Source organism: Chloroflexus sp. MS-CIW-1 (assembly GCF_030444705.1).
GTDB lineage: Bacteria > Chloroflexota > Chloroflexia > Chloroflexales > Chloroflexaceae > Chloroflexus.
Window position 1 is genome coordinate 924,910 of record NZ_JAUBWR010000001.1, and the last position, 21,920, is coordinate 946,829.

Genomic DNA, 21,920 nt, shown 5'->3' on the forward strand with positions numbered 1-21,920 from the left:
GTTATGTTTCACGAATTGATGAATCGCATCCATGACCGCACCGCAGTCATCGGCGTGATCGGGCTTGGCTATGTTGGATTGCCGCTGGCTGAACGTGCCGGTCGGGTTGGTTTTCGAGTCTTGGGATTCGATGTCAGCACCGAGCGGGTTGCACAGGTCAACCGAGGCGAAAGCTACATTGGCGATGTTTCCAGCGCAGCCCTGGCGGCGTTGCGTCAGTCGGGTCGTATCGAAGCAACAACCGATGTCAAGCGCATGGAAGAGTGTGATCTGCTGGTGATCTGCGTACCAACGCCCCTCAACGCGACTCGTGATCCGGATATACGTTATGTCGAAGCGGCAAGTGAGAATATTGCTGCCAGCATTCGTCCTGGTCAACTGGTCATTCTGGAGAGTACTACCTATCCTGGTACGACTCGCGAACTGGTCATGCCCCGTATCGAGCGATCTGGACTGCGCGTCGGTGAGCAAATTTTCCTGGCCTTTTCACCAGAACGGATTGATCCCGGTCAGACGAGTAGTAAAGGATATAGTGTCGAAAATACCCCCAAAGTTGTGGGTGGCGTGACACCCGCCTGCACTGAATTAGCCAGTGCCTTCTACGGCTACATTACGACTCGTGTGGTGCCGGTAAGTTCACCCGATGTAGCCGAGTTGACAAAACTGTTCGAGAACATCTTTCGGGCCGTGAATATTGCGTTGGTCAATGAATTAGCACTGCTCTGTGATCGAATGGGGATCAACGTTTGGGAGGTCATCGACGCCGCAGCAACCAAACCCTACGGCTTTATGAAGTTTACTCCAGGCCCTGGCTTGGGTGGGCACTGCATTCCGATTGATCCTTTTTATCTGACCTGGAAAGCACGTGCGTATGATTTGACGACCCGATTTATCGAGCTGGCCGGTGAGATTAACAGCCAGATGCCCCGTCACGTTCACGATCTGGTCGTGCGGACACTCAACCGTGCCCGCAAACCGCTGAACGGCAGCACAATCCTGTTGTTAGGGATTGCGTACAAGCCCGATGTAAATGATTACCGCGAGTCTCCGGCTTTCAAAGTCTATGACCTGCTGACAGCCGATGGCGCGACGGTCATTCCCTGCGATCCCCATATCACAGAGTTCGAATTGCACGATGGTCGTCGGATGCAAACAATACCCCTGAGCGATGAGTTGCTGCAACAGTGCGATTGTGCAGTCATTATCACCAATCACAGCACTTTTGATTACGAGCGAATTGTAACCCTGGCTCCGGCAGTGGTTGATACTCGCAATGCAACCCGCCACATTCAGGGTGAATTGCGAGCAAAGATTACAGTATTGTAGCCTGTATTCCGTATGACCAATCATCATAGATTCACCCAGGGTTGGCATAACAGATAACAAACGATGAGTGATGGGGAGGAGACTGTGCAGCGAGAGGTTCGGCTTAGTATTATCATTCCCTGCTATAATGCAGCGGCAACCCTGGGAGAGCAGTTGACAGCACTTGCGAACCAAACATGGGAGCGATCCTGGGAAGTTATTGTTGCCGATAACGGTTCTCGTGATGACTCACGACGAGTAGCAGCCAATTTCCTGGCACGTATGCCCAACCTGCGCCTCGTCGATGCCGGTGCTCGCCGAGGAAGTGCATTTGCCCGCAACGAGGGATCTCGGCAGGCCCGTGGAACAGCACTGGCGTTCGTCGATGCGGATGATGTGGTTGCACCCGGATGGGTAGCCGCAATTGGTCGTGCCCTCGATCAGTACCCGTTTGTCGCTTCACGGTTCGATATTGAACGGCTCAACCAGCATTCATGGCTGAGCCGGACGCGACGCAATCCGCAGGCTGATAGTTTACAGCGCGTGAGTTATCCGCCGTACCTGCCCCACGCTGGTGGTTCAGGGTTGGCTATTGAACGCAAGCTACACGAGCAGATTGGTGGTTTCGATGAGACATTGCCGCGATTGGAGGATACCGATTACTGCTTCCGTGTTCAGTTGCAATGTCAGGTACCACTGACGTTCGTGCCTGAAGCGCTCGTGTACGTTCGTTATCGCGATACCCTGCGTGGGATGTTACGGCAGACTCGTGAACGGGCAATTGCCAACGTAGCGTTAGCCCGTCGTTACAGCCAACAACAGGGTGAGAGCAAACGTTCACTCTCGCCCTGGCTCTCATATGCACGGCGCTGGCTGCGTCAGTTGGGACGCCTGACAAAGATACGGCAGCGTGAGCAGTTTGCCGAATGGTTACGAATGAATGCATGGCTGATCGGATTACTTCAGGGCAGTCTGCAATACCGTTGCCCACCGCTGGCCATTTAATCTTGCCGATCCACGTTGATAAAGAGGAAGCATTGACATCTCGATCACAAATGGACATATCACCCGGCATTTGGTCATTCCGACGCTTGCTGGCATCGATAGGACGACGGTTGTTCGGAACACTGGTACGAGTTGAGACGACAGAACCTCTGGTTGCCCTGACTTTTGACGATGGGCCACACCCTGTTTATACATCGCAGATTCTTGAACTATGTAACGTTGCTCAAGCCCGGGCAACCTTCTTCGTGATTGGGAAACATGCGGTTGCGCACCGCGACATCGTTAGGCGGATCGGAGCTGAGGGGCACGCGATTGGCAATCACACGTTCACCCACATCCGCATGCCACAAACCCAACGCTGGCGGCGCTGGCAGGAATTGTGGCAGACGCAGCAGGTACTGTTGCCCTATCGTGTACGCTTGTTTCGACCGCCGTATGGTGGTCAGTCTTATGGTTCACGTTTCGATACACTCCTTTTTGGTTATGAAGTGGTTGCCTGGACGTTCCACATTGAAGATTGGGTACACCAACCGGCAGAGCAATTAGCGACCCGGCTGGTAGAGCAGATACGTCCGGGGAGTATTGTTCTGTTACATGATCGGCTGGTCAACCCACGTGATCCAAACGCTGCCGATCGTTCCAATCTGGTATCAGCGTTAGCTATGGTACTCCCCACCTTGAGCCGCAAATACCGTTTCGTTACTATTCCCGAATTGATCCACGCCGGTAAGCCGGTGCGCGTACCATGGTTTCGTCCGGCGCTGTAACGGGCAAACAATAGTTTTTAAGGAAGGACACATCTCTCTATGCACAATGACACGTTTCTAATTCCACCGTATGGTGGTCGCCTGATCAATCTAGTTGTATCGGCTGAGGAGCGAGAAGAACTACTCGCCGAAGCCTCACACTTACCCTCGATACAAATCTCGATGCGCAGTCTGTGTGATCTGGAACTCCTCGCCACCGGTGGCTTTTCGCCACTGACCGGCTTCATGGGACGGGCTGATTATGAGCGTGTGCTCGAAGAAATGCGCCTGGCCGACGGCACCCTCTGGCCAATTCCGGTGACGCTGCCAGTTGAGCAGAGTCGTTTCGGCAGCGATCGCATCGTCTTGCGTGATGTGCATAACAACCCGCTGGCAATTATGGAAGTCAGCGAAGTATATTCTTGGGACGCTGAACGGGAAGCCCTGGCAGTAGTCGGAACAACCGATCCGCGCCACCCACTGGTGGCCGAGATGGCGCGCTGGGGGAAGTTCTATGCCGCCGGGCGTTTGCGCGTCTTCAATCTGCCGCGCTACTATGACTTCACCGATCTACGGCGCACACCGGCTGAAGTCCGTCGTTTGTTACAGGCGATGGGACGACCAAACGTGGTGGCCTTTCAAACCCGCAACCCGATGCACCGTATTCACGAAGAACTCACTAAGCGCGCCGCCGCGCAGATCGATGGCAGCCTGCTTATCCATCCCGTTGTAGGGATGACCAAGCCCGGCGACGTTGATCATTTCACTCGTGTGCGCAGCTATCGGCTATTGGTCGATAAATATTACGATCCTGGCCGTACCCTATTAAGTTTACTGCCGTTGGCGATGCGTATGGCTGGCCCCCGCGAAGCAGTCTGGCACGCGATTATTCGCCGCAACTACGGCGCCAATCATTTCATCGTTGGCCGCGACCATGCAGGACCTGGCAATGACAGTAACGGAAAACCGTTCTATGAACCCTATGCAGCACAAGAGCTGTTGGCACATCACGCAGCGGAAATCGGGGTGAAGATGATCCCCTTCACCGAGCTTGTCTATCTCAAACGTGAAGGTCGCTACGTACCGATTGATGAAGTTCCACCCGGAGCTGAAATTGCAACTATTTCCGGTTCGCAAGTGCGTGATGAGTACCTGGCTAAAGGACGTTTGTTGCCAGAATGGTTTACACGTCCAGAGACGGCAGAGATTCTGCGGCAGATGTACCCACCACGACACCGCCAGGGCTTTTGTGTCTGGTTCACCGGTCTGAGCGGCGCCGGTAAGTCAACCATTGCTGCCATTCTCAATGTGTTGTTGCTCGAGCGTGGTCGAACACCAACCGTTCTTGACGGAGACGTTGTTCGTACCCATCTCTCGAAAGGGTTAGGTTTTTCACGTGAAGATCGTGATACCAACATCTTACGCATTGGTTTTGTCGCCAGCGCTGTGGTAAAAGCCGGTGGTGCCGTGATTTGCGCAGCGGTTAGTCCGTATCGGGCCGCTCGTAACGAATGTCGAGCGATGATTGGCAGTGATCAATTCATTGAGGTTTTTGTTAACACACCGCTCGAAGTATGTGAGCAACGGGATGTCAAGGGTCTCTACGCCAAGGCCCGGCGTGGCGAAATACGCGGATTTACCGGTATCGATGATCCGTATGAACCACCGGTAAACCCTGAATTGACCTTATCTACAATCGATGTGACCCCAGAAGAGAATGCGCGCAAAATCATTCGGTATCTGGAAGAGAAGGGATTTCTGGAGGCATAAATGAGCACTGTCTTCACGAAAGTACGGCGCACGCTACGTCAGTGGTTGAAAGGCCCGCATGCCGATCTCGGTTTTAGACCACAACCCGATTTCTACTACCTGGCCTCGTTTCCCAAATCGGGCAATACGTGGGTACGATTCTTACTAGCCAATCTCCTTGCCGGCAGAGAACTGGAGTTGCAGGGATTTGGCCGCTATGTCCCCGATAGCCATATCAAAGGCGATCTGGCATACATGGCCGATCCGACTACACCGTTCAACCAGATGCGGCCGCGCTTCGTGAAGACTCATCTTTATTATCGACCAATCTTTCGCCGTGCAATCTACATCGTGCGTGATGGCCGTGATGCGATGACCTCGTTCTACCACTGGCGTAACCGACGATCCGGTAAACCGGTTAGTCTACGTGAGATTATCGTCGGTGAAACTTACTGGGGACGTTGGTCGGATCACGTGCTGGGTTGGCTCAACAGCGGCTGTGAGTTGCTTGTCGTGAAGTACGAAGATCTCTACGCCGATACGGCCGGACAGTTACGTCGTATTCTCGATTTCTGTCACTTGCAGGCAAGCGAGGAACAGATTGCTGCCGCAGTCGCAGCCTCGTCGTTTGAGCGCATGCGAGCCAAAGAAAAAGCTGCTCAGGGTGCAGAAACGCCACTGTTCGTTCGCAAAGGTGGCTCTGGCGATTGGCGAAACCTCTTTTCACCCGCTGATGAAGACTTGTTCTGGCAATACCACCGTGCAGGCATGATCGCTGCCGGATACGGTGATCGCGTGTCGTGAACGTGTAGCGAGCAACATGTACCGCGTTCGATGAACCAGCGCAACTGCCAGAGACACTGGCACCGAATCTTTCGCTATCTGTGCATGCAGACCATCTCTTGATGGGAACTTTGAGAACCGGTATGCGGCAAAAATTACTACAACTTTGGACTGATGTGTGGATGCGATGGGCCGGGCCTGATCGACGGGGGAAAGTAGCAACCTGGCTGGCTGCCTGGCCGTATGCACCTTACAAGGCACGTGTCGCACTGGCTCATCGCTACGCTCAGGGATACATTGCGCCATCGGCCCAGATCAGTGGTCGCCGCATCAAACGCGGTCGCCATACCTTTATCGGCGATGGTGTTGTCATATACCAGCGTCACGATGGTGGTCAGATCGAACTCGGTGACTTCGTTGAGTTACATCGGGATACGATCATTGAATGTGGTCGTGGTGGGAGCCTGACCATCGGCGAACGAACCGGGATCCAGCCACACTGTCAATTATCGGCGTATGTTGAACAGATCATTATCGGGCGTAGATGTCAGATTGCCCCCCAATGCGCATTTTACCCCTACGATCACGGTACCGCTGCCGGTCAACCCATTCACAATCAACCGCTGACCAGTCGCGGACCAATTGTCCTTGAGGATGATGTCTGGCTAGGCTACGGTGTGGTGGTGCTATCAGGTGTGACGATTGGTACCGGTACGGTAGTTGGCGCCGGCAGTGTCGTTACGCGCAGCCTGCCGGCCGGCGTCATCGCGGTGGGTGTACCGGCGCGGATTATCCGTGAACGTACCGCCCAAGATATTGATTACCCGAGGTGAAGCATGGGAGCGACGGTAACGGTAGCGATCCCGGTCTATAAACGTCTGACATACGTTGTGCAGGCAATTCAATCGGTAGCGGCTCAGGACTATCCGGCGATTGAACTCATCGTCTCTGACAACGGTTGTAACGGTGATGCGGTTATCAATCTGGTGCGAGCGAACTATCCGCGTCCTTTCGTCTTCCGCCAAAACGAAACTTCCGTGCCTATCGTGCCACACTTTAATCAATTATTGGCAGCAGCAACGGGTCATTACTTCATCCTGTTGAGCGATGATGACGAGCTAGCTCCCGGCTACATTACGGCAATGGTCAGGGCGTTTGAAACCCATTCCGACGCGGCAGCAGTCATCTCACGAGTAGAAGTGATCGATGAACAGAACCAGGTCATCGGCTCAACTGCCGACCGCCCACTGCCGCCGCGACTGATGAGTGGTCCAGACTGGATTCGCCGATGGGGGTATAACCAACACAAGTTTGTTTGTTTCACCACCAATCTGGCACGCACAGCTGAGCTACGAGCAGTGGGTGGGTATCCTGATTTCGATGGTGGGAATGGTGTGGATAATGCACTTCTGGTAGTGCTGAGTATCAATCGGAGCATTATCTATTGCGATGAAGCCATCTTCCGCCATCGCATTTACGATACCAGCTTCGGCAAATCGGTTGGCGTCCAGAGCCTGGCCCGTGCTTCGCGCCAGTTTCTCGCATTTCTTGACCAACATCCGGTATTACGGGCGTATGCCCAGCAGCATCCGCAAGAGTGGGCTACCTGCCGTGAGGCCATTATTCGCGTGATCTGGACGACGTATTACGGACGCTGGCGTCAACTCTATCGGGGGCGGGAACGGTACATTGACTGGTTGAAAGCCGGTTTTGCCTTGCCGTTTATTCCGGCCTACTATCGACGGGCATTGCCCGAAATGTTCTATTCATTACCGGCAATTGGGCCATTAGCGCGTCGGCGCCTGGCAATACGGTGAGCGTATGCGAGTTGTGCATCTCAGCACTAACGATATAAGCGGTGGGGCAGCACGAGCTGCGTATCGGCTTCATCGGGCGTTGCTGGCAATAGGTTGTCAATCGCGCATGCTGGTGGCAAACCGGCGGAGCGATGACCCAACCGTGCAGGCAATACCCCCAGCAACCAACCTGATCACGAACTTACAACGACGCTGGCGGAATTGGCGCATCCGGCGGGCAATGCAACCCTACAAGCAAACACGTCCGGCAGGGCTTGAGCCATTCAGTGATGATCGCAGTCGGTATGGCGCAGAGCTGGTACGGGCATTACCACCGTGTGATGTTGTCAATTTGCACTGGGTAGCCGGGTTTGTTGACTACACCACATTCTTTCGTACTGTACCGCGCCGTGTACCGATTGTCTGGCGATTATCCGATCAGCAACCATTCACGGGAGGATGTCATTACGACGAGGGTTGCGATCGTTATACGGCAGCTTGTGGATCGTGTCCACAGCTTGGTTCACAAAACGAACACGACCTTTCGCGCCAGATTTGGGTACGTAAACGGGATGCCCTGGCCGCAGTACCACCAGGCCGACTACACATTGTAGCTCTCAACCGCTGGATGGCAACCGAAGTACAGCGGAGTTCGCTGTTTGGTCAGTTGCCAGTACACATCATTCCTAACGGCCTTGATACAACGGTTTTTATGCCCTACGACCAGGCTTACGCACGGGCAACACTGGGTTTGCCACAACAGGCGCGCATTGTGCTCTTCGTGGCAATGTCGGTAAACAACCGGCGAAAAGGTTTTGCTGAGTTAACCGCAGCTCTGGCCAGCATGAGTGATGCACCGAATCTGCTCCTTGTTTCAATCGGTCGAAATCCACCACCAATCGCAGCAGCGATTGCGCACCATCCCCTCGGCGTGATTAACGATGATACACGCCTGGCCCTCGTCTATAGCGCTGCTGATCTTTTTGTCATCCCCTCGCTGCAAGATAATATGCCGGGTACAGTACTGGAAGCGCTGGCGTGTGGCACACCGGTCGTGGGTTTTGATACCGGTGGGATAAGCGAGCTTGTGCGGCCTGGACAAACCGGCTGGCTAGCACCGGTCGGTGATGTTGACGCCCTCCGTGCAGCGATACAGCGTCTCTTAGACAACCCTGATGAGCGTTTGTATATGAGCCGTCGGTGTCGTTCAATAGCCGTAGCCGAATACCGCCAGGACATACAGGCACAGCGCTATCTAGAACTCTACCATCAGGTTACTGCTGAGCGTGTTTCAGCAACATAGTCACTTCACGGATAAGACATTTAGAGCCTATCCGAATAATCGTCTCACGGTACGGCGGATGAAACCTGGATGTACAGGCACAGGTGCGCTGTGCCCCAACCGATCTTCTTCTGCGACAGAGTATTCCGAATAGGCACTAAGTGCGCGGGCATCCGGCCCGCAGCAGCGAACTTGGTCCCCCTACCGTGTGGTGACGGGCATCAGTGGTAAGACAACAGGCGGCAGTCACAGACCCCTGAAAGCCTATCTGAAACATCCCGTTGTCAAAGCAGGAGCGGTTCGCGAACCGCCTTTACAGGGAGTGAGGTTGTGATCAGCGGTGCAGGTTATGAACGTTTTGTCATAGCGATTTCTTACCCATGACATTACAATGTCACGTGTCCCGGTTACAACTATTGTGCGATATGGTTCGGTGTCTATACAATACTAAAGCAAGGTCTGTCGCCTCTTCCAGACACGCATCCACGCTTACAGACCAAAACATATTTGCAAGGCCACTATCAAGCGGTCTCATAACGTGGAGGGACATTTGGAACTCAAGAACTATCTTCTTTTCGCGTGGCGTTGGGCGTGGTTAATCACGTTGTTCGCATTAGTTGGTGTTGGTATCGGCTACGCCTATTCACAAACGCAGCCAAGGTTATACGAAGCCTCAACAATGCTGATGGTCAATCAGGATCAGGGCATCTTCGCCCGTCCTTCACCAACTCTCGAAGATTTACGGGCCCGTGAACGTTACGCTCTAACGGTACGAGAATTGCTTTTAGTTCGGCCAGTGCTCGAACGGGCTGCGGGAATGGTGGAAGGAGTAACACCTGCACAATTGGCAGTTCGTAGCAGTACTAAAGAGGTTGGTAAGACTGAACTGTTCCTCCTTTCAGTGCGCGATACTGATCGGCAACGGGCTATCAAGTTAGCCGATGCAATTGTAGCTTCATTCCAGGCTCTGGAACGTGATTTGCTTGATAACCCCTATGCACAAGCATCCACACTTATCGTCGTTGATCCGGCGTATGCCAAACGTACTCCGGTCAGTCCTGATTACACCCGCAATATGATCCTCAGCGCATTCATTGCGGTTTTGATCGCAATTGTCATTGGCTTTCTGTATGACTATTTCAATACCCGGATCCGCGACGAAAACGATCTCGACCGCCGTGGTGGGGGACGCCCATTGCTGACGGTTGGGAAACTCAAAGGCACAACACCAACTGCGCAACTAGTCACGTTACATGACCCTACTTCACTCGATGCAGAATCCTACAGAATGTTTCGGCTGTACCTCGATACATTACCTGCCGATGAACGTCCACACGTGATCGCCGTCATCAGTGCCGACAGCGGCGAAGGTCGTAGTCTGACGGCGGCTAACCTGGCGGTAGGGCTGGCCCAAACCGGACGGCGGGTACTGTTGGTTGATGCGAATCTCCGTGCGCCAACGTTACATACACTGTTCGACATCCCCAACCAGGGCGGTTTCGCCAATTTACTTAGCGGCACAGCTCAGGCTATTGAGCCGTTTCTGCGCATAACCGCTCAATCGAACCTTTACCTGCTTACAGCCGGGAACGTCGCCGGTCTACCGGCTCAGTTATTGGGGAGTCACCACCTGGACAAGACTTTAAAGGCGCTACGGCAGTATGCCGAGGTTATCATTATTGACACCGCGCCGTTGCTGATCTTTGCTGATACAACATTGCTCTTGCGGTCGGTAGATACCACGCTAGCGGTTGTGCGTTCTGGTCAAACGACAGAAGATCGTCTGCGCCAGATGCTCGAACTCTTACGCCAGACTCAAATTGCCTGCCTGGGTATTGTGCTCAATGGAGTTGCCAGACGCCGACGTCGTCTGTTCCTTCCCAATATGCGACCAACCCAACCGGCTACTCCTGTGGTAGTTGCCAACCGGAGTGAGATCGTTGGTGATGCAGGAGATTGAACCATGCCACGCTTTTGGCTCATTGTCATCACAGCGCTGGGGTTGATCTTGAGCGGATGCGCTCAGCAAGTAACACCAGATACAGAACCAGCACCGACTGTCGTGGCACCAACATCAGCGTCAACGTCGGCTGAATCACCTTCTACCGCCCCAGCAATTGTGGATGGAACCTTGATTGCGCATGGGCGTGTCCAACCGATGACCGTGATCGATCTCAGCTTTGTTAATGGTGGATCGGTCAGTGAAGTGTTGGTACGACCAGGTGATCGGGTGCGCGCTGGCGACGTGATGGCTAGTCTCGATGTGCGTTTATTGAATCTCACGATTGCTGAGGCAAAAGTTGCGCTTGCGGAGGCCCAGGCGAATTACGAGCAGTTACGTAGTGGGGCAACTCCAGAGCAGATCGCACAAGCCGAGGCTGAAATCGAGCGAGCACGGGCACGTCTGGCCGATGCCCAAACAAACGTGACTCAGAGTGATATAGCCGCTGTTCAGGCCGAATTGCGTGAGGCACGCGCTGTGTTAGAGCGTTTGCAAAAGGGCATCACACCTGAAGTTCGTGCCCGATTAGAAGCTGCGATAGCCGAGAACAAGGCCCGTCTGCAAACTCGCATTAACACGCTGGCCGGTGAAAAGACGCAGCTCGAATCACAGATTGAGCGGCTGGCGAATGAGTTACGCAATGCCCAAGACGACTATTCGCGAGTCGCCTGGACGAATCAGCAGATTGTTTCTGGTGGTGGTCAACTAACCCAGGCTCAAATTGACAATGAGACACGCCTGCTGCGAGCCGTCGAAAATGCTGAACGCCGATTACAGGAAGCACGAGTAGCCCTGGAAACAGTCCGTCAAAACGAGTTCAGCGAAATCGCAGCTTACCGAGCTGAGGTAGAACAGTCGGAAGCGCTGTTGGCTGACGCATTACGTCCGGCGACACCTGATCAGATCGCGGCTGCCGAAAAGCGCATTTTGCAGGCTCAGGCCCGGCTGGCCCAACTAACGATCAATCATCCCAATGAGGTGGCAGTGTATGAGGCAGAGTTGCGTAAGGCGGAAGCTGATTTTGCTCGCCTAACTGCCGATCCGACCAGTGCCCAACTTGCGATTGCCCAGGCCCGTATTGAACGAGCCGAGATTGAGCTACGACGAGCCGAACTCAATCGCGAGCGCTACCAAATCAGGGCACCGATTGATGCCACCGTTGTCACCGTGAATGTACAACCAGGCCAAACGGTTGAGGCCAATCAACGGGTGATCACCCTGGCAACCCTCGATCAGTGGCAAATTGTGGTGACCAACCTGAGCGAGTTACACGTCAGTCTGGTACAAGAAAATGATCCGGTGACAATCAAGTTTATTGCCTTGCCCGATGTGCTCCTGAGCGGCAGGGTGAAGTATATCGAACCGGTCGGTTTAGAGACAGGCATCGGCACGACTTACACGGTACGGATTATCCCTGACAGTTGGGATCAACGTCTCCGGTGGAACATGAACGCTCAGGTCGTCTTTGCAACCAGTAAATAACCATCCTAAAGGAGGTAACGAATGATGGACACAAGAACCCCCCATGCGCTCATCACCGGTGGTGCTGGCTATATCGGCTCACTGTTGACCGGTGTACTCTTAAACCAGGGATGGTCGGTTACAGTTGTCGATGACCTTCTTTTTGGCGGTACTTCACTCTTGGGATACTGGTACCACCCACGATTCCGCTTTGCTAAGGGAGACATTTGCGATCCGGCAACCTTGCGCGCCAGTGTCGAAGGTATTGCAGTCGGTGATTTACCGGCAACACACTTCGATGCGGTTATTCATTTAGCGGCAATTGTTGGCTTCCCAGCCTGTCAGATGGTAGGGCCGCAGGTGGCCTGGCGCTATAACTTTGAAGGAACGAAGCGAGTCTTCGCGGCTGCCGATGCCGGACGAGTTGAACGATTCATTTTTGCCTCGACCTACAGCAATTACGGCCTCTCGCCTGACGGGTCGCCGGTAACCGAAGAATCGCCACTGAATCCACAATCACTCTACGCCGAAACGAAAATTGCCGCTGAGCAATATTTACGCGATCAAACGACCGGTTCAGTGACAACGCCGATCCTCTTCCGCTTCGCGACCCTGTTTGGCGTATCACCACGCACCCGTTTCGATCTGATAATCAATCAGTTTGTCCTTGAAGCGATTACGCGCCGTAAATTGATCATTTATCAGCGAGGGTACGCACGTTCGTTCGTGCATGTGCGTGATGTGTGTGATGCAATTTTGCTTGGTTTAGAAGCACCAGCGGCGATTGTGAATCGTGAGATTTTCAATGTCGGTGGTGACGAAGGTAACTACACCAAAGATGAGATCGTAGCACTGGTCCAACGTCACGTTGAAGGAACGGTCGTTGAATACAAAGACCTGACCTTCGGTGGTGATATGCGTGATATTCGAGTGTCGTTTGCCAAAATCCGCGAGCGACTCGGCTTTCGACCACGGATCAGCGTCGAACAGGGCATTCGCGAGGTAGCCAGTGTACTGCTCAACGGTGTCATCAAAGATGCACTCGACAGTCAGTATCGGAACGCTCAGTTTATCGTTCAATAGTCCCTGCGCTGTGAGGTAGCCATGTATCCCAATCAACGTCTCTGGCCCGATAGCCATCAGTTCTGGCAAGATAAATGTGTGGTGGTCACCGGTGGCGCTGGATTTCTCGGTTCCTACGTGGTTGAAAAACTACACGAACGTGGTGCTCGTCGTGTCGTTGTGCCGCGTTCACGAGTTTACGATCTACGTCAACGCGAGGCAATCCGCCAGCTCTTGCACGATGCCCGGCCAGATATTGTTATCCACATGGCCGCACGAGTAGGTGGTATCGGCGCTAATCGTGACCATCCGGCAGAGTTTTTCTACGATAACCTCATGATGGGAGTTCAGTTGCTGCACGAGAGCTGGCAGTTCGGAGTGAAAAAATTTGTCACGATCGGCACAGTTTGTGCTTATCCTAAGCATACACCGGTACCGTTCAAAGAAGATGACCTCTGGAACGGGTATCCTGAAGAGACAAACGCACCTTACGGACTGGCTAAGAAGATGCTGCTCGTGCAAGGCGAAGCGTATCGTCAACAATACGGCTTTAATTCGATCTTTCTGCTGCCGGTGAATCTCTATGGCCCGCGTGACAACTTCGATCTGGAAACCTCGCACGTGATTCCAGCACTGATTCGGAAGTGCATCGAGGCTACCGAGCGTGGAGACGATGAGATTATCGTCTGGGGTGATGGTTCCCCAACCCGCGAGTTTATTTACGCCGCTGATGCCGCCGAAGGTATTCTGCTAGCAACTGAACGCTACAACGATCCCGATCCGGTGAATATTGGGAGTAGCTACGAGATCAGTATCCGCGATCTGGTGACACTCATTGCCGATCTAACGGGATTTCGTGGTCGGATTGTGTGGGATACAACCAAACCAAACGGTCAGCCACGGCGCAAGCTAGACGTGAGCCGGGCATGGGAGCGGTTTGGGTTCCGGGCCGAGACAACTTTTACCGATGGGTTACGGGCAACGATCGAGTGGTACCGTGCTCATCGTGAGCCGGTAGCCGCAATGCGTGCAGTAGGTGAGGCACACTGATATGTCGGTAGTATTTCGTTCGTTACCAACAATTACCGATCTGCCACCACCCCCGCCTGATCGAGTCGGTTGGCCCTGGACGGTGGCTACACCACCGGCAGCACCAACTCTGCCTGATGGGCGGCCTTGGCCGCGTATTACGATTGTCACCCCTTCATACCAACAGGCAGCTTATCTCGAAGAAGCGATGCGTTCAGTGTTGCTACAGGGCTATCCGAATCTTGAGTATATCGTGATGGATGGCGGTAGTCGGGACGGCAGCGTCGAGATTATTCAACGCTACGCCCCATGGCTCAGCTACTGGCAGTCACAACCCGACGGCGGGCAATCAGCAGCCCTGGCCGACGGCTTTGCTCGTGCAACCGGTGAAATCCTGGCCTGGATCAATTCAGACGACCGGTTACAGCCCGGTGCATTACAGCGCGTCGGTCGTTTCTTCGCCCGTCGGCCCTGGCTGGCCTTCGCGAATGGTGATGTCAACTTTATCGACGCTGACGGACGAGTAACGGCTCGTATCTTCGCTTTACCGCCCAACGCAACACTGACTGCCCAGTTGGGTGTCCACCGCTGGCCACAACAAGGGTGTTTCTGGCGGCGCAGTGTTTACGAAAAGGTGGGAGGTGTTGATCGACGGCTGCGCTTCTGTATGGATCGTGACCTATTCATTCGCCTGAGTAGTGCTGGCCCTAGTCGCCGTATTCCTGGTCCGCCGTTAGGTGATTTTCGCCTGCATGAAGAGGCCAAAACTGCCACCTTACAGACCGTCTGGCAACGAGAACATGCACTGTTACAGCGTCGTTATGCCCAACCAATGGATGCCTATCGCTATGCAGGTTTGCGAGTGGTCTGGTGGCTCTGGCAAAAACACGCTAGTTTTCGCAATCGGCTTTATCACGCTTATGGCATTGAATGCTAGGAAGAGGACACGATGATTGTTACCGGGCCGATCATCCTCAACCCGCTCGAATTAGCCGTGCTCGGACTGGTGTGTTTTTATGCGGTCTGGCGTGGTCGACCAGAGATTCCGTTAGCGATCTATCTGTCGGTCTCTTTATGGACGCGAACAGTCTTTGTCGGGCCGAGTGCAGCGACCTGGCCGCTGCTCGCAATGATTGTGCTAGCTCTCATCCGATATTTGCATGTGGTGCGGCAATGGTCGTTGTTACCGCAACGACTTGATGCAACAACCCGGCAGATCGTACCGGCAACCGACACGTGGATACTGCCCTGGATGGCACTATGGTGGGGATGGGCGCTGTGCGTTCTCTTCCAGTTTGATTTGCCGAACAAAATGTCGATTGCCCGTCCATTAATACTCTACATTATCGTAGCTTCCCTCGTCATGCTGATTGCCATCCGTGATGCGGCAGCAGCGCGGCGGTTTGCAATCGCGTACATGCTTACTAGCGCCTATGGTCTGTATGCAGCGTTGCGTTTTATCGATGTGCCGCTCAGTTATCTGTTGAGCGATCCAGGCCTTTCCTCTCTCCCTTACCGCAATCTGGGTATTCGCGAATACAACCATTTCTCACACCACCTGAGCATTGCTTTTCTGTTAGGGCTTGGTCTGTTCTTGCAGACCCGTCGCTTGTGGTCAATGGCAGCAATTCTTACGCTCGCACTCTTTTGTGGCTACGGCATTTTTCTCACCGGCGCCCGTCAGTCATTGAGTGGAGCGGGAATAGCTGCGGCGCTGATCTTTACGTGGGCATTGACGCGGCAAGGAAAGAAACCATGGCGGGTGCCACTGGCAATCGCTGCTATTGTCATCATTGTGATCCTGATCTATCAGGTGGCTCCCCACCTGGTTGTGCGTGAAGGAGAGAGTGACCTTGGCGAATCGTTCAACATCTTTGAAGATCGGGGCGAGCTGTGGCTGATCGGCTGGAACTACTTTCTCGCTTCGCCGGTATGGGGCTGGGGATTTGAACAAAAACTCTGGTCACACAATATCTTTATCGGTACCCTCGCCGATCAGGGGCTGGTTGGCATGAGCTTTCTGATCGGCTATCTAATATGGGCACTCCGCCGATTGCCAGCGGTGTGGGTACAAACCCCGACTGATGATCGCGCCGTCTGGCGAGTGGTCTTCTTTGCCCTCTTTGTCTTTGCAGTTGTTCACGGTCAGGCTTCTGGCAACACAATGTCAACTGCCCATTTGCACTGGCCACTTTGGGCAGTATGGGCGCTTAGTGCGGGGGTGGTCATGATCCCCACCCGGAAACCCTTACCATTACCAGCACGCACACGTCTGCGAACCGTTGCTGCAGGAGCACAGCGATGAGGAACGCACGAATCACCTTTGGCATGATTGTGCTGAACGGTGAGCCGTTTCTGCGTTACAACCTGCGCGCAATCTACCCCTATGCGCACCAGATCATCGTTGCCGAGGGAGCCAGTCCGCGTGCTGCCCATGCCGCAACCGCCGACGGGCACTCGCTGGATGGCACCTTGCAGGCACTCTACCGTTTTAAAGCTGAAGAAGACCCTGACAACAAATTGGTGATCGTCACTGCTGAGATGTGCGGGCATCGAGACGGCTTCTGGCCGGGTGAGAAAGATGAACAGAGCCGTGCGTATGCCGAACGGGCCACGGGTGACTGGTTATGGCAAGTTGATGTCGATGAGTTTTATCATCCGACAGATATAGAACGGGTGATTGATTTCTTGCAACAGCATCCTGATACGAGCTGCCTCTGTTTTCGGGCGTACCACTTCTGGGGTGGCTTCGATTATCTGGCCGATGGAGGTTTGTTCTGGAATCGGCAGTACCAGGGCGAACCGTGGGGCCGGTATCGGCGCGTCTTCCGCTGGCGGCTGGGGTACCGCTACGATAGTCATCGCCCGCCGACCATTGTTGATGAGCGGGGCCGGGATGTGACACGCCGACGAATGCGCTACGCCGATGCACTAGGTGTGCGGATGTACCATTACTACATGGTGTTTCCGCATCAATTTGCAGTGAAGGGCGCTTATTATCAAAATCAACCCTGGGAACGAGAACGTGGCCGGTTACAGAAGAATCTGGCTTTGTTGCGCGAAGTCAATCTGCAGAACGGATTGCAGATTATGGATCAGTACGGTACGCGCAACTGGCTCACCCGCTTTCAGGGCAAACATCCACCGCAAATCGAAGCGTTGCGTGCCGACCTGGCGGTAGGTCGGGTCAAAGTTGAAATGCGACGAACTGATGATATAGAGCGGCTACTGGCCGATCCGTGCTACACCGCGATGGTCGAGACGGCTGCTCGACAAGAGCGCTTACGAGCTTGGCGAGAACATCTGATCTATCTGCTATGGTGGCGTCACCGTCAGCGATTGGTGCAATTGGTGCGTGAACAGACTCCTTCAGCACTGATCAAGCACTTGCCGCCTGCCTTGCAACGTAAGTTCATTCCGGAACACCGCCGCCGCTATCAAGAACAGCTCGCCCGTTATCAGCAATCGATCCGTTCAGGAGATATGGTGTGAACCAGCCATTGTTTAGTGTTATTACAGTCACGCTTAACTGTGCCGGTGAGGCAGTAGAGACAGCGCGTAGTGTGCTGTCGCAGGATTTTCCAGCGGTTGAGTACCTGGTAAAAGATGGCTGTTCAACCGACGGTACAGCAGAACGACTGACCGAGTTGGGGGTTCGCGTCATCGTTGCACCGGATACAGGTATCTACGATGCGATGAATCAAGGTGTTGCGCACGCTTCTGGACGTTACATCTGTTTTCTCAATGCTGGTGATCGCTTTACCGGGCCACATGTCTTGCGTGACGTGGCGACGGCCATCGAACGCTACAACGAACCAGATTTTCTGTACGGTGATGTTCGTTCCCTGGTGAACCATCCCTATCTCGGTGCCGGCAGCAACGGAAGCGGACGCTTGATCCGCTATCCAGACCGCCTGAACCGTTTCTGGCTGTACCGCAAAATGATCTGTCAACAGGTCTGGTTTGTACGCCGCGAAATCTATCTCGAGCAGCCATTCGCCACCGATTACCGCATCCTGGCCGATTACGCCTACCTGCTTGATATGGTGCTCCGACGCCGTGTTCGGTATCAGCACCTTGCACAGGAAGTAGCAATTTTTGATGGTGGTGGCATTAGTAGCCGTCCTTCACCGCGCCGTGAAGCCGAGCGTGCGCGTGCATTGGCGACGGTGTACGCGCCGTGGGAATTGCGTCTCTACGCGAGCATCTTTGGAGGGATGCGATGTCTCAACCGCACGCTTATTTACCCGATGATCCCGCTGCTACCCGAACGATGGCGCGCCCGGCTCAGCGGACTATAGCACGACCGTATCGGGTCGTTCATATCTCAACCGTTCATCCGCCATTCGATCAACGTATCTTCTACCGCGAATGTGTTAGTCTGGCGGCGTCTGGTTACGAGACACATTTGCTCACACCGTTACCGGTAGTTGAACTTGAGCGGCAGGCAGTCCATCTGCATAGCGTAGGTGTGGTGGGTGAACAGCGGTTGGGATTAGGATTGAAGCGGCGCTGGCAACGCATACAGCGGGCAGCAATCCTTGCTCGTCAGTTACGGGCCGATCTCTATCACCTGCACGATCCCGAGCTGATTCCTCTCGGATTATGGTTAAAGGCAACAACGCGGCGGCGAGTAATTTTCGATTGCCACGAAAATAATATCGCTTATCTTCGCCAAAAGCACTATCTCAACTCGCTGTTGCGAGGCGGGCTAGAGCTTGGCATGGCGACGCTTGAACACCTGGCTGCCCGAACGTTTGACGCGATCATCACTGCCGATCAGGGGGTTGCCGATCTCTACTTACGTCAATTCCGTGCCCGACGAGTGGTGGTCGTGCACAATTTTCCGCAACTCGATCTGTTCTTGAATCAGTCACCACCAGCAGATGATGCACCGTTTGATCTGGTCTACCACGGAACGATTCCGCGTTATCATCTTGAAACGACCTTTGCCGTCGCTGAAGCGCTTCGACGCCGGGGCCGACGGGCGCGATGGCTTTTTTTCGGGAAGTGCCCTGAAATAGTCTGGGCGCAAGCCGAGCTGGTACGGCGTGGCCTTCAGGACAATATCGTGATTGACCCTCACCCCATACCACACGAGCAAGTGGCAGTTCGCGTGCGTCAGGGGCAGATTGGATTTATTCCACTACCCGATCTACCCAAGTTCCAGCACAACATTCCGACAAAGCTGTTTGAATTCATGGCATTGGGGATGCCGGTCGTGTTAAGTGATCTCCCGCCGAGTCGACCATTTGTCGGCGATGGTCGGTGTGCATTGATGGTACCGGCCAATGATCACGAGGCGTATGCCGACGCTATCATTCGCCTACTTGATAACCCGGAGTTGCGACGCACTATGGGCGCTGAAGGACGCGCACGGGTGATTAACCAGTTTAACTGGCAACGCGAGTCACAATATTTGTTATCGTTATATGCAGAACTCTTATGAAGCATAATGGTACGACCCACCAACTGATCATTACGGCTGACGATTACGGAATGTGCCCTGAAGTGAATCGGGCTATCGAAGAATGCCTTGCCGCAGGCGCCCTGCGTGCAACCTGCGTAATGACCAATATGCCAGCTTATGCCGATCTGATACGCCTACGGCATGACTTTCCCCAGGTCTCAATTGGCATCCACTGGACATTGACGCTAGGTATGCCGGCTGCACCTCCATCGCACGTCGCCGATCTCGTTGCACCCAATGGTCAGTTCTGGTCAGCACCAGAATTTCGGCGGCGCTGGCTGACTCGCCACATTTCGCCTGATCACATACGGCTTGAATTACAGACCCAGTACGAACGGTTTGTAGCTTTGGCCGGCCAACCAGTGTTCTGGAACACCCATCAAAATGTTCACGTGTTGCCCGGTCTATTTGAACTGATAGTCGATTTGGCCCGACGGCTTGGCATCGTAGCGATGCGTTCACATCGTCGGATCACGACACCGCGTTACGGCTCGGCCGTGCAATACTACCTGCGCAATCCCCTGTACTGGCTTAAGGGGCAGGTGATTGCCCACTGGGCCACCACCGCAGCCAGGCAGGGGATACGAATGCCGGCCGGCGTGGTCAGTACGCCAGGGTATGGGCCGGGAAAGGCGGCTGTCGAACAAATCGTGCTACGGGTGCCCTGGCCAAAGAATGCTCCGGCTGAGCTGGTGATACATCCGGCAACGGGGGTCGTTACCGATCTTTTTGGTAGTCTGACCGAATCGCGTGTACGTGAGTACGAAGTCTTTCGCGATCCGGAATTGGTTCGCCGTCTGCGTGCAATAGGGGTTCACCCTGTTGGTTTCGAGGTCTTATGATGCGTCGCTTTGTCTTCCCCTCGCAACAGCAAATCTATGATCACTCACCGCACTGGTTGCAGCGGATTTTGGTGAACGCCGAAGCAGTACGTCGTGAATGGTTTCGTCGCCATGGCGATTATCGGCAATTGGTCGCCTCGCACGATCCATCCTGGTACTATCGCTCGCGAGACGAACAAGAGACCTGGCAACTGACACAGTTGAACCGCTTGCTAACGGCAGTGCGTAGGCGAGTACCATTTTATCGTGACATCCTGCCCGATCAACCGCTAACCAGCCTGGCCGACTTGTCGAACATCCCGATGTTGCACAAAGAGCAGATCCGGCAAAATCCGCTTGCCCTGATTGCCGAAGACCTCGACCGCCGCACGCTCTGGCCGCGTAAGACTAGTGGCTCAACCGGTACTCCCTTGACCTTCTACCTCGACCGTGAGGCAACGCGCAATCACCAGGCGCCGGCCGATGCCATGCTGGCAACATTGGGATGCCAATTTGGTCTGCCACGTGCTCGCTTTTCTGGTGCGTATGTCGCTCCCTATACCCGTTCTCAGCCCCCGTTTTGGATATGGATTGATCTCTACCACCAGTTGCAATGCTCGGCTTATCACCTGGCCCCAGAGTTTTACCCGCATTACATACGGGCACTACGCGAGAGCAGGGTGATCTACGGTACCGGATACCCAACGGCGTGGCATCTGTTGGCAACGTACCTGCTAGAGAGTGGAGATCGTCCGCCGACGTTGCGTGCAATCATTACCGACAGCGAGGGAATCAGCATCGAACAACAGATGGTGGTCGAACGGGCGTTTGGCTGTCCGGTTGTACAGACCTACGGCACCGGTGAAGTTGGTCAGATTGCCTGGCAGTGTGAACACCGCCGGTATCACATTTTAAGCCGGGCTGCTATCGTTGAAGTCGTCGATGACAATGGCCGTCCAGTTGCACCGGGTGAAACCGGTCAGATCATCGTCACGAGCTTTGCCAGCTCAGGAACACCGTTCATCCGCTATCAAACCGGTGATCTGGCAACGCTGGCAGCCGACGATTGCCCCTGTGGTCGGCATAACCCTTCGTGGGTAGCGATTGAAGGTCGCATCGATGACCGGATTAAGACACCAGATGGGCGTTGGATCGGTCGGCTCAGTCATGTAACTAAACCGGGAATAGGAATCAAAGAGAGCCAGATTGCTCAGGTTGCCCGTGATCGTATCGTCATTCGTGTCGTACCGGCAGCCGATTTTGTACCCGCTTCAATGACAGCCGTCATCGAAGTGGCTCGTCGCTATCTTGGCCCAACTATGCAGATCGAGTGGGAACTAGTCGAGCGCCTGCCACGGACACGGGCCGGAAAGTTACGTCACGTGGTACGCGAGATCGAGGTGTAACCC

At 54.2% G+C, this 21,920-nt stretch carries 19 protein-coding genes; all 19 read left to right on the forward strand.

Going from position 1 to position 21,920, the window contains the following annotated elements; translation table 11 throughout:
• The first annotated feature begins 3 nt into the window (after positions 1-3).
• Complete coding sequence (locus QTO31_RS03705; protein WP_301428133.1) at positions 4-1,326, forward strand: nucleotide sugar dehydrogenase; 1,323 nt, start codon at positions 4-6, stop codon at positions 1,324-1,326.
• 84 nt (positions 1,327-1,410) lie between these two features.
• Complete coding sequence (locus tag QTO31_RS03710) at positions 1,411-2,310, forward strand: glycosyltransferase (RefSeq protein ID WP_301428134.1); 900 nt, start codon at positions 1,411-1,413, stop codon at positions 2,308-2,310.
• Positions 2,250-3,077 (forward strand): polysaccharide deacetylase family protein, encoded by an 828-nt coding sequence (locus tag QTO31_RS03715; RefSeq protein ID WP_301428135.1) that lies wholly within the window; start codon positions 2,250-2,252, stop codon positions 3,075-3,077. The genes QTO31_RS03710 and QTO31_RS03715 overlap by 61 nt, the downstream gene beginning before the upstream one ends.
• A 39-nt stretch (positions 3,078-3,116) precedes the next feature.
• Complete coding sequence (locus QTO31_RS03720; RefSeq protein ID WP_301428136.1) at positions 3,117-4,826, forward strand: bifunctional sulfate adenylyltransferase/adenylylsulfate kinase; 1,710 nt, start codon at positions 3,117-3,119, stop codon at positions 4,824-4,826.
• Positions 4,827-5,609 carry a sulfotransferase domain-containing protein gene (locus tag QTO31_RS03725; protein ID WP_301428137.1) on the forward strand — a complete coding sequence of 261 codons (783 nt, stop codon included), beginning with the start codon at positions 4,827-4,829 and terminating at the stop codon, positions 5,607-5,609.
• A gap of 122 nt (positions 5,610-5,731) precedes the next feature.
• Positions 5,732-6,421 (forward strand): acyltransferase, encoded by a 690-nt coding sequence (locus QTO31_RS03730; protein WP_031458484.1) that lies wholly within the window; start codon positions 5,732-5,734, stop codon positions 6,419-6,421.
• 3 nt (positions 6,422-6,424) lie between these two features.
• Entirely contained in the window at positions 6,425-7,405 is a 981-nt protein-coding gene (locus QTO31_RS03735; RefSeq protein ID WP_301428138.1) for a glycosyltransferase family 2 protein, read from the forward strand.
• 4 nt (positions 7,406-7,409) lie between these two features.
• Positions 7,410-8,687: a glycosyltransferase family 4 protein gene (locus QTO31_RS03740; RefSeq protein WP_301428139.1), complete on the forward strand. Its 1,278-nt coding sequence runs from the start codon at positions 7,410-7,412 to the stop codon at positions 8,685-8,687.
• 529 nt (positions 8,688-9,216) lie between these two features.
• Positions 9,217-10,626 carry a polysaccharide biosynthesis tyrosine autokinase gene (locus QTO31_RS03745; RefSeq protein ID WP_031458487.1) on the forward strand — a complete coding sequence of 470 codons (1,410 nt, stop codon included), beginning with the start codon at positions 9,217-9,219 and terminating at the stop codon, positions 10,624-10,626.
• A 3-nt stretch (positions 10,627-10,629) separates the two neighbouring features.
• On the forward strand, positions 10,630-12,150 hold the full coding sequence (locus QTO31_RS03750; protein ID WP_301428140.1) for an efflux RND transporter periplasmic adaptor subunit: 1,521 nt from the start codon (positions 10,630-10,632) through the stop codon (positions 12,148-12,150).
• A gap of 21 nt (positions 12,151-12,171) precedes the next feature.
• Positions 12,172-13,212 carry an NAD-dependent epimerase/dehydratase family protein gene (locus tag QTO31_RS03755; RefSeq protein ID WP_301428141.1) on the forward strand — a complete coding sequence of 347 codons (1,041 nt, stop codon included), beginning with the start codon at positions 12,172-12,174 and terminating at the stop codon, positions 13,210-13,212.
• Between the two features lie 21 nt (positions 13,213-13,233).
• Positions 13,234-14,241 carry a GDP-L-fucose synthase family protein gene (locus tag QTO31_RS03760; RefSeq protein WP_301428142.1) on the forward strand — a complete coding sequence of 336 codons (1,008 nt, stop codon included), beginning with the start codon at positions 13,234-13,236 and terminating at the stop codon, positions 14,239-14,241.
• 1 nt (position 14,242) lies between these two features.
• On the forward strand, positions 14,243-15,157 hold the full coding sequence (locus QTO31_RS03765; RefSeq protein WP_301428143.1) for a glycosyltransferase family 2 protein: 915 nt from the start codon (positions 14,243-14,245) through the stop codon (positions 15,155-15,157).
• Between the two features lie 12 nt (positions 15,158-15,169).
• The gene (locus QTO31_RS03770; RefSeq protein WP_301428144.1) at positions 15,170-16,525 is read left to right on the forward strand and encodes an O-antigen ligase family protein; all 1,356 of its coding nucleotides are present in this window, start codon (positions 15,170-15,172) and stop codon (positions 16,523-16,525) included.
• The gene (locus QTO31_RS03775; protein WP_301428145.1) at positions 16,522-17,712 is read left to right on the forward strand and encodes a glycosyltransferase family A protein; all 1,191 of its coding nucleotides are present in this window, start codon (positions 16,522-16,524) and stop codon (positions 17,710-17,712) included. The genes QTO31_RS03770 and QTO31_RS03775 overlap by 4 nt, the downstream gene beginning before the upstream one ends.
• Positions 17,709-18,521 (forward strand): glycosyltransferase family 2 protein, encoded by an 813-nt coding sequence (locus QTO31_RS03780; protein WP_031458494.1) that lies wholly within the window; start codon positions 17,709-17,711, stop codon positions 18,519-18,521. The genes QTO31_RS03775 and QTO31_RS03780 overlap by 4 nt, the downstream gene beginning before the upstream one ends.
• The gene (locus tag QTO31_RS03785) at positions 18,443-19,669 is read left to right on the forward strand and encodes a glycosyltransferase family 4 protein (protein ID WP_301428146.1); all 1,227 of its coding nucleotides are present in this window, start codon (positions 18,443-18,445) and stop codon (positions 19,667-19,669) included. The genes QTO31_RS03780 and QTO31_RS03785 overlap by 79 nt, the downstream gene beginning before the upstream one ends.
• Positions 19,666-20,532, forward strand: coding sequence for a carbohydrate deacetylase (locus tag QTO31_RS03790; RefSeq protein ID WP_301428147.1), 867 nt, complete (start codon positions 19,666-19,668; stop codon positions 20,530-20,532). The genes QTO31_RS03785 and QTO31_RS03790 overlap by 4 nt, the downstream gene beginning before the upstream one ends.
• Positions 20,529-21,917, forward strand: coding sequence for a phenylacetate--CoA ligase family protein (locus tag QTO31_RS03795; RefSeq protein WP_301428148.1), 1,389 nt, complete (start codon positions 20,529-20,531; stop codon positions 21,915-21,917). The genes QTO31_RS03790 and QTO31_RS03795 overlap by 4 nt, the downstream gene beginning before the upstream one ends.
• Positions 21,918-21,920 lie beyond the last annotated feature (3 nt).

Bases quoted from the DNA above. Each gene is read 5' to 3' on its own strand.
- QTO31_RS03770 (WP_301428144.1), top strand. From the start codon at position 15,170: ATGATTGTTACCGGGCCGATCATCCTCAACCCGCTCGAATTAGCCGTG.
- QTO31_RS03730 (WP_031458484.1), top strand. From the start codon at position 5,732: ATGCGGCAAAAATTACTACAACTTTGGACTGATGTGTGGATGCGATGG.
- QTO31_RS03715 (WP_301428135.1), top strand. From the start codon at position 2,250: ATGGCTGATCGGATTACTTCAGGGCAGTCTGCAATACCGTTGCCCACC.
- QTO31_RS03790 (WP_301428147.1), top strand. From the start codon at position 19,666: ATGAAGCATAATGGTACGACCCACCAACTGATCATTACGGCTGACGAT.
- QTO31_RS03705 (WP_301428133.1), top strand. From the start codon at position 4: ATGTTTCACGAATTGATGAATCGCATCCATGACCGCACCGCAGTCATC.
- QTO31_RS03725 (WP_301428137.1), top strand. From the start codon at position 4,827: ATGAGCACTGTCTTCACGAAAGTACGGCGCACGCTACGTCAGTGGTTG.
- QTO31_RS03750 (WP_301428140.1), top strand. From the start codon at position 10,630: ATGCCACGCTTTTGGCTCATTGTCATCACAGCGCTGGGGTTGATCTTG.
- QTO31_RS03740 (WP_301428139.1), top strand. From the start codon at position 7,410: ATGCGAGTTGTGCATCTCAGCACTAACGATATAAGCGGTGGGGCAGCA.
- QTO31_RS03735 (WP_301428138.1), top strand. From the start codon at position 6,425: ATGGGAGCGACGGTAACGGTAGCGATCCCGGTCTATAAACGTCTGACA.
- QTO31_RS03760 (WP_301428142.1), top strand. From the start codon at position 13,234: ATGTATCCCAATCAACGTCTCTGGCCCGATAGCCATCAGTTCTGGCAA.
- QTO31_RS03765 (WP_301428143.1), top strand. From the start codon at position 14,243: ATGTCGGTAGTATTTCGTTCGTTACCAACAATTACCGATCTGCCACCA.
- QTO31_RS03755 (WP_301428141.1), top strand. From the start codon at position 12,172: ATGATGGACACAAGAACCCCCCATGCGCTCATCACCGGTGGTGCTGGC.
- QTO31_RS03720 (WP_301428136.1), top strand. From the start codon at position 3,117: ATGCACAATGACACGTTTCTAATTCCACCGTATGGTGGTCGCCTGATC.
- QTO31_RS03795 (WP_301428148.1), top strand. From the start codon at position 20,529: ATGATGCGTCGCTTTGTCTTCCCCTCGCAACAGCAAATCTATGATCAC.
- QTO31_RS03775 (WP_301428145.1), top strand. From the start codon at position 16,522: ATGAGGAACGCACGAATCACCTTTGGCATGATTGTGCTGAACGGTGAG.
- QTO31_RS03785 (WP_301428146.1), top strand. From the start codon at position 18,443: ATGTCTCAACCGCACGCTTATTTACCCGATGATCCCGCTGCTACCCGA.